Source organism: Frisingicoccus caecimuris, from assembly GCF_004340975.1.
GTDB classification, from domain to species: Bacteria; Bacillota; Clostridia; order Lachnospirales; family Lachnospiraceae; genus Frisingicoccus; species Frisingicoccus caecimuris.
On sequence record NZ_SLXA01000013.1, the window covers coordinates 54,829 to 63,008 of the forward strand.

Sequence of the window (8,180 nt, forward strand, 5' to 3'; positions counted from 1 at the left end):
GGAAAGGCATTATGGCAAAAGGGAAAAACGTTTTTTATTGTCAGTCTTGTGGGTATGAATCGGCTAAATGGATGGGACAGTGCCCGGGATGCAGAGAATGGAATACATTTGTGGAAGAACCAGTTATTGTCACCAGAAATTCTCAGAAAAGGGCGTCACTTATAAAAAAACAGAATCCGACGCTGCTTTCAAAGGTAAGCGGAGAAAATAGTTTACGGATATCCACCGGAATCCGGGAATTTGACCGGGTACTGGGTGGTGGCATTGTGGAAGGTTCCATGGTTTTAGTTGGAGGTGATCCCGGAATTGGAAAATCTACTTTGCTGCTTCAGATGTGTCTGCTTCTTGTATCGCAAAAGCACAAGGTCCTTTATATTTCCGGCGAAGAATCTCTTCAACAGATTAAGATTCGGGCAGACAGACTTGGAAATCATGGTGGTGATCTGATGATGTTGTGTGAAACAGATCTGGAGGCGATTCAGGAGGTCATCGAGCGGATTAAACCACAGTTGGTTGTTATTGATTCCATTCAGACGATGTGTAAAAGTGATGTTAGTTCGGCACCTGGAAGCGTATCCCAGGTTCGTGAATCTACCGGCGTTTTTATGAAAATCGCAAAGACTTTGGGAGTGACAGTGTTTATCGTTGGTCATGTGACAAAGGAAGGGGTTGTGGCCGGACCACGTGTCCTTGAACATATGGTAGATACGGTTTTATATTTTGAAGGGGAGCGCCATGCTGTTTATCGGATACTGCGCAGTGTGAAAAATCGTTTTGGTTCAACGAATGAGATTGGTGTTTTTGAAATGGGCCAGAAGGGGCTGACGGAAGTGTTAAATCCGTCACAATATCTTCTTGATGGTCGTCCGGAAGGAGCTTCTGGTTCAGTAGTGGCCTGTTTAATGGAGGGAACCCGTCCGGTAATGGTAGAGGTGCAGGCTCTCGTCTGCCGGACAAATTTTAATATGGCCCGCAGAACAGCTGCCGGAATGGACTATAACCGGGTCAATTTACTGATGGCTGTTATTGAAAAACGGCTTGGCTTATCACTGTCCAATTGGGATGCCTATGTGAATATTGCCGGAGGGATGAAGCTGAATGCTCCTGCATTGGATTTAGCTGTTGTTACAGCAATTATTTCGAGTTATAAAGATTTTCCGGTGGATGAAAAGACGATTGTTTTTGGGGAAGTCGGATTGGCCGGAGAAGTACGGGGGGTCAGCATGGCAGCCCAGTGTATTCAGGAGGCTAAAAAACTTGGGTTTCAACGGTGTATTCTTCCAAAAGTAAATATGACAGGGGTCGATAAAGAAGAAATTGAACTTACAGGAATATCGAATCTCAGAGAATTGATGGGTAAACTGTGATAAAAAATAAACAATTCAACAAAAAATTGGATAATATGGTTAAAAAATAAACAATTTAAACAAATAAAGCGTTAAAATGGTTAAAAAATAAACAATTTGAATAAATTAAATTTTTTGACAAAAAACAAGAAAAATAATAGACATTTTTCAAAAAATATAGTATAATTTAACAAAATATACCGGACAGAATAGTAACGATATTTATTCTGTCGGTAGTACGATATTTTTATATGGATAATAACTTTTGAATTTATCTGTTTTTGTCGGAGGGCGATTTTCAGACGTTTGCGCCAATGGGAAAATGGATGAAGAAAAGGTTAGTATATCCAGGAAAGGGGTTTATTATGGGTTTAGAATTTATTTTGGCATTGTTGCCGATCATTTGGCTGTTCATTGCCTTCCTGGTGCTCAAAATGCCTGGCTATATTGGCTGTCTCATTGCACTGGGCATCTCTATTGTTGAAAGTTTGCTTATTCCATCCTTCAGCCTGTCAGTGGCTCAGTCTCTTACGGCTGCTTTAGAAGGTGCGATTAGTGCAATCTGGCCGATCTGTCTTATTATCCTTGCTGCTATGTTTACATACAATGTTTGTGTGAAAACAGGCGCTATGGAAATGATCAAACGTCTGTTAACATCTGTTACAAATGATAAACGAGTTCTTGTTATGATCCTTACATGGGGATTTGGGGGGTTCATGGAAGCGATCGCTGGATTCGGTACGCCTGTTGCCATTCCTGCAGCAATGATGGTCGGTCTTGGATTTGATCCGATCTTTTCTGCTGTAGTATGCCTGGTTGCCAATTCCATCGCACCGCCATTTGGTTCTGTTGCTATTCCGACAACATCCACTGCCAATGCTGTTGGCCTTGATCCGGCCTTGCTTTCCGGACCGGCTATTAACATGCTGATTATCCCTGCGATCATCGTTCCATTTATCATTATCTGGATGACTGGAAAATCCTGTGGCGGCAAAAATCCTTTTAAAGGCATGATTCCGTTTACAATTGTTGCAGTCGTTTCTTACATTGTTCCTGCGGCTCTTGTCGGCAATTTTGTAGGCGCTGAATTTGTTGACCTTATCGGTTGTGTTATCTGTTTGATTGCTCTTGTTGTTTTTGCAAAGAAAATGAAACCTACAGATGATCCTGCATATATGATTACAGCAGATACAGATAATGAAAAAGCAGTCGAGGCCAAATTTGGTATGGGTGCGGCTGTACTTCCTTATATATTAATGCTCGTTTTCCTGCTTGGAACATCTAAACTGGTTGCACCTGTCAACAGTTTCCTTGCACAGTTTACCACCAAGTTTTCTGTTTATGCTGGTGAAGGCGCCTCTACGATCAGTTTGTCATGGATTGGCAATGCTGGTACATTGATTCTCTTTGCAGGTATTATCGGTGGCTTTGCTCAGCATATGGGAGTTGGCGAGATGATTTCCACTCTTGGTCAGACATTGAAGAATATGTGGAAGGCTATGGTTACTGTTATCGCCATCATCGCTTTGGCGAAAGTTATGGGTTACAGTGGAATGACAACGTCTATTGCAGAAATGCTTGCAGCGCTGACGGGCTCCATTTTCCCACTGTTTGCACCAATCTGTGGTATCCTCGGCACATTCGTTACAGGTTCCACAACATCCTCCGGTGTTCTGTTTGCTAAGATGCAGTATGAGGTTGCAGAATTAATTGGGGCCGACCCAGTTATGCTTGTCGCTGCAAACCTGGCCGGCGGCGGCATTGGTAAGCTTATCTCTCCACAGAGTATCGCGATCGGTGTTGCAGCTATCGGTGCCAGTGGTTCTGATGGCAAGATCATGAGTAAAACCGTTGGTATTTGTATTGGCTTGGGTGTTATTGTATGTATCGTATCTTATGTTCTTGCAGTTGTATTATAATTAATAATTGAATTCATATTCATGCTTACAAACGGTGGCAGGGTGTAGTGAATGCCCTGCCACCGCCTTGAGATAAAACAGGAGGTAATAAAAAATGAAAGACTTAATTGAAATCAGATGGCATGGCCGTGGTGGGCAGGGAGCTAAAACAGCAGCCCTTCTTTTGGCTGATGTGGCTTTCAATAATGGTTTGTATGTTCAGGGATTTCCTGAGTATGGGCCAGAACGTATGGGCGCTCCGATTACTGCCTATAACAGACTGAGTAAAAATCTTATCCGCGTACATTCCAATATTTACGATCCGGATTATGTCGTTGTTGTTGATGAGACATTGATTGAATGTGTTGATGTGGCATCCGGTATCAAAGAAGGCGGAGCAATTATCGTTAATACTCAAAGAAGTAAAGAAGAAGTAAAAGCAGAGCTTGCCCAAAAAGGCTATCATGGCGATATTTACACCATTGATGCCAGGAAAATTTCCATGGAAGCGCTTGGAAAATATTTCCCGAACTCTCCAATGCTGGCAGCTGTTGTAAAAGTTACCGGTGTTATGGAAGAAGGAGCTTTCCTTGAGGACATGCATAAATCCTATGCTCACAAATTTGCATCCAAGCCGGCGGTGATCGATGGCAATATGAAGGCTCTTGAGATTGCGTTGAAGGAGGTTAACTGATTATGAAAACAGATATAAAAGAACAAGACGTTATGGTAACATGGCAGAATTTGAATCCGGGTGCAATTGTTACCGGCGGCAGTACAGCCGTACAGTTTAATACAGGTGAATGGCGTGTGGATACGCCGGCCTTTGATGTTGAAAAATGTAAGCAGTGTCTGCTCTGTGTTCCGGCGTGTCCGGATTCGGCAATTCCTGTAAAAAATAAAAAACGTGAGGAATTTGATATGATGCACTGTAAAGGGTGCGGTATTTGTGCGAAAGTATGTCCATTTGGCGCTATTACTATGAAAGTAGGTGAGAAATAATGTCTATCAGAGAAAGATTATCCGGTAATGAGGCTATTGCTACAGCGATGCGCCAGATTAACCCTGACGTTGTTGCTGCTTTTCCTATCACACCTTCGACTGAGATACCACAGTATTTTTCGAGTTATGTGGCTAACGGTCAGGTGGACTCCGTGTTTGTTCCTGTAGAAAGTGAACATAGTGCGATGAGCGCAACGATTGGCGCATCTGCTGCCGGCGCTCGTGCTATGACCGCAACATCATCCTGTGGGCTTGCACTTATGTGGGAAATGCTTTATGTCGCAGCTTCTGACAGATTGCCGTTGGCTCTGGCTCTTGTCAATCGTGCTCTCTCTGGCCCGATTAATATTAACTGCGACCATTCAGATGCCATGGGAGCCCGTGATGCAGGATGGATTCAGCTTTTTTCTGAAAACAATCAGGAAGCGTATGACAATATGATCCAGGCTTTTCGAATTTCAGAGCATCCGGATGTACGTCTCCCGATCATGGTATGCCAGGATGGTTTTATTATCAGTCACGGCGTTGAAAATATTGAACTTCTCGAAGATGATCTCGTTAAGAAGTTTGTAGGTGAATATAAACCGGAACATTATCTTTTAAATGCGCAGGAACCGCTGGCGGTTGGTCCTTATGCGAATCCACCGTATATTATGGAATCTAAAAAAGCCAATCTTGAGGCATTGGAGAATTCTAAGAAAGTTATGCTCGAAGTTGCCAGAGAATTCAAGCAGATATCTGGAAGAGATTATGGTTTCTTTGAGGCTTATAAGATGGATGATGCCGATTACGCTATGGTCATTATGGGAAGTGCTGCAGGTACAGGTAAGGATGCTGTAGACGCTTTGCGTGAGAAAGGAATCAAAGCCGGCCTTTTAAAGATTCGTATGTTCCGTCCATTCCCGGCTTCTCAGGTGGCAGAAACACTCAAAAATGTAAAAGTTGTTGCCTGCATGGACCGTACAGAAAGCTTTAATACCTTAAATGGACCTCTGGGCGCAGATGTTAAGAGCGCTTTGTATGACATGGGTTCAAAAGTAAAGGTTGTTAACTATGTTTACGGTATCGGCGGTCGTGATGTGACAGTGGCAAGTCTTACAAGTGTCTATGAAGATATGATGAAAATCGAAGCAGACGGAACAGTGGGACAGGCTTATCGTTACCTGTCATTAAGGGGATAAGGAGGAATCAACGATGGCATATAATTTTAAAGAATATATGGAGCGTCCGGACAGATTAACAGCCGGGCATAGAATGTGTGCAGGATGCGGTGCGTCCATCGCACTTCGCAACGTATTAAAGGCTGTAAAGCCGGAAGATCATGCAGTTATCAGTAATGCAACAAGTTGTATGGAAGTTTCTACTTTCATTTATCCATATACAGCATGGGAAGATTCCTATATTCATACAGCTTTTGAGAATGCTGCAGCTACATGTTCCGGTGTCGAAGCAGCATACCGTGCCATGGCTAAAAAGGGTAAAATTGACAGTACATATAAGTTTATTGCTGTTGGAGGCGATGGTGGTACCTATGATATTGGTTTCCAGTCCCTCTCGGGTGCTATGGAAAGAAATACAGATATGGTCTATGTCTGCTATGATAATGAAGCATACATGAACACAGGTATTCAGCGCTCTTCTGCCACACCACAATATGCAGATACTACAACAACCCCAGTAGGAACGGTCAGCAACGGAAAACCTCAGAATCGTAAGGATCTGGCAGAAGTTATTGCAGCTCACCATGTTCCATATGTGGCTCAGACAACTTTTGTACAGAACTTCAAAGATCTTCATATTAAATCTGAAAAGGCAATTTATACGCCGGGTGCAGCATTCCTGAATATTATGGCGCCTTGTCCACGTGGATGGCGTTATAATACACCGGATATTATGGACATCTGCAAGGCTGCAGTAGATACATGTTTCTGGCCGTTGTTTGAATGCTATGATGGAGATAAATGGGTTGTTAATTATATACCAAAACAGAAACTTCCGATTGAAGAGTTCTTAAAGACTCAGGGAAGATTTGCACATCTCTTTAAACCTGAGAATCAGCACCTGATCGCTGAGATTCAGGCCGAAGTAGATAGAAGATGGGAAGATCTGCTGAATCGTGCAAACGCATAAAGGGGGGATTTTCATGGGAAATGTATTTGCTTTAAAAGCAATTGATAAAGACAATGTGGCGACTGTTTTTACCAATAATGTGACAGCAGATATGACAGCAGATGTTGTAGACAAAAAGGGAAATAAATCTCAGATTCGAATTTTGTCTGATATTCCTTATGGACATAAAGTGGCACTGACAGATATCCATCCTGGTGAAGAGGTTATTAAATATGGTGAGGCAATTGGTGTTGCGACTCAGGAGATTGCTGCCGGAGACTATGTTCATGTTCATAATATGGACAGCCAGCGTGGCCGCGGAGATTTGGAAGGAGGACATGAATAATGGGATATGTGTTTAAAGGCTATCCACGTCCCGACGGACAGATAGGAATCAGAAATTATGTGGGCATCATCCCAAGTGTAACCTGCGCTTCTGATGTGGCATCAGCTATTTGCAGGCAGGTGCAGGGATGCGTAACATTTCCGCATCATCAGGGGTGTTGCCAGATGCCTCCGGACTTGGAAAGAGTTACCGATACACTGATCAGTCTTGGTAAGAGTCCAAATCTGGGCGCCGTACTCATTGTAAGTCTTGGGTGTGAAGGCACAGATGTGGAACGGATGTACAAAGAACTTGCTGCTACCGGTAAGACGGTTGATATCATTCGCATACAGGAACTTGGCGGAGTATCTAATGCCATTCAGACAGGAACAGATATCGCACGCAATATGGTGCTTGAAATATCCGGAATGCAGCGCGAAGAGATGGATATTTCTAATGTTGTCATGTCTATTAAATGCGGTGCTTCCGATACAACTTCCGGTGTTGCCTCCAATTGTGTCATCGGTTATGTTGCAGATAAGCTTGTGGATCTTGGCGCAACGGTTATCTTTGGTGAAACCACAGAATTTATCGGTGGAGAACATCTTCTGGCCAAACGTGCCGTTGGCGGAGAAGACGGTCCGGTAGGACAGAAAATCTACCAGATTGTCGATGCAATGGAATCTCGTGCGAAAGCCATTGGATGCGATATGAGAAAAGGTCAACCGACGCCTGGTAATATGGCCGGTGGTTTAAGTTCTATCGAGGAGAAAAGCCTTGGAGCTATTATGAAATCCGGAAGCCGGCCAATTCAGGGTGTTCTTGAATATCCTGAGCATGCAGCAGGCTGTAAAGGATTATGGATCAAAGACACTCCGGGTCGTGAGCCGGAAATCCTTACAGGTATGGCAGCTACAGGAGCTCAGTTCATGATGTTCTCTACAGGGCGCGGCGCACCTCAGGGATTCCCGTGTATGCCAGTGATTAAAATTTGTGGCAATCCGAATACCTATGAGCACATGAAGAATGATATGGACGTTAATGCCGGCGTTATCATCGAGGGCAAAAACAGTATTGATGAGATCGGCGAGATAGCATTCCAGAAAATGTTGCGTGTACTTAATGGCGAAATGACAAAAAATGAAGCTATTCAGTATTTTACATCCATAGATATTCATTGCCTTGGTCCGGTTATCTGATATTGCGGTCGTGGAAATGCCTTTATGGCATATCCACGACCTTTTTAAAGTTTTTTTAAATTATGTATTGACAATCTAAAAAAAAAATGGTATCCTATCAAAGCTGTCGCAAGAGAGCAAAACAAGTTGAAAAAACAACTTAAAAAAATAAAAAAAGATGTTGACAAAAGCTTGCAACTGTGTTATCCTATAAAAGTTGCACGACAGAAATGAGCAACATCAAAAAATGGACATTGACAATTAAACAATAAAACAATCCCGAAAGTTCTTGACTGTGAACACTTGATGAGTCTGAACGGAC

Annotated in this window: 8 protein-coding genes; all 8 read left to right on the top strand. The window is 43.0% G+C overall.

What is annotated here, in order from left to right:
- The first annotated feature begins 11 nt into the window (after nt 1-11).
- On the top strand, nt 12-1,367 hold the full coding sequence (gene radA / locus EV212_RS11275) for a DNA repair protein RadA (RefSeq protein ID WP_132093326.1): 1,356 nt from the start codon (nt 12-14) through the stop codon (nt 1,365-1,367).
- 344 nt (nt 1,368-1,711) lie between these two features.
- Nucleotides 1,712-3,265 (top strand): L-lactate permease, encoded by a 1,554-nt coding sequence (locus EV212_RS11280; protein ID WP_165873365.1) that lies wholly within the window; start codon nt 1,712-1,714, stop codon nt 3,263-3,265.
- A gap of 94 nt (nt 3,266-3,359) precedes the next feature.
- Nucleotides 3,360-3,938, top strand: coding sequence for a 2-oxoacid:acceptor oxidoreductase family protein (locus EV212_RS11285; protein WP_132093332.1), 579 nt, complete (start codon nt 3,360-3,362; stop codon nt 3,936-3,938).
- Between the two features lie 2 nt (nt 3,939-3,940).
- On the top strand, nt 3,941-4,246 hold the full coding sequence (locus EV212_RS11290; protein ID WP_132093335.1) for a 4Fe-4S binding protein: 306 nt from the start codon (nt 3,941-3,943) through the stop codon (nt 4,244-4,246).
- Nucleotides 4,246-5,427 (top strand): pyruvate ferredoxin oxidoreductase, encoded by a 1,182-nt coding sequence (gene porA / locus EV212_RS11295; protein WP_132093338.1) that lies wholly within the window; start codon nt 4,246-4,248, stop codon nt 5,425-5,427. The genes EV212_RS11290 and porA overlap by 1 nt, the downstream gene beginning before the upstream one ends.
- A 13-nt stretch (nt 5,428-5,440) precedes the next feature.
- Nucleotides 5,441-6,376 (top strand): thiamine pyrophosphate-dependent enzyme, encoded by a 936-nt coding sequence (locus EV212_RS11300; protein WP_132093341.1) that lies wholly within the window; start codon nt 5,441-5,443, stop codon nt 6,374-6,376.
- 13 nt (nt 6,377-6,389) lie between these two features.
- Entirely contained in the window at nt 6,390-6,701 is a 312-nt protein-coding gene (locus tag EV212_RS11305) for a UxaA family hydrolase (RefSeq protein ID WP_132093344.1), read from the top strand.
- Entirely contained in the window at nt 6,701-7,879 is a 1,179-nt protein-coding gene (locus EV212_RS11310) for a UxaA family hydrolase (protein ID WP_132093347.1), read from the top strand. Before EV212_RS11305 ends, EV212_RS11310 begins: the two co-directional genes overlap by 1 nt.
- Nucleotides 7,880-8,180: the final 301 nt, after the last annotated feature.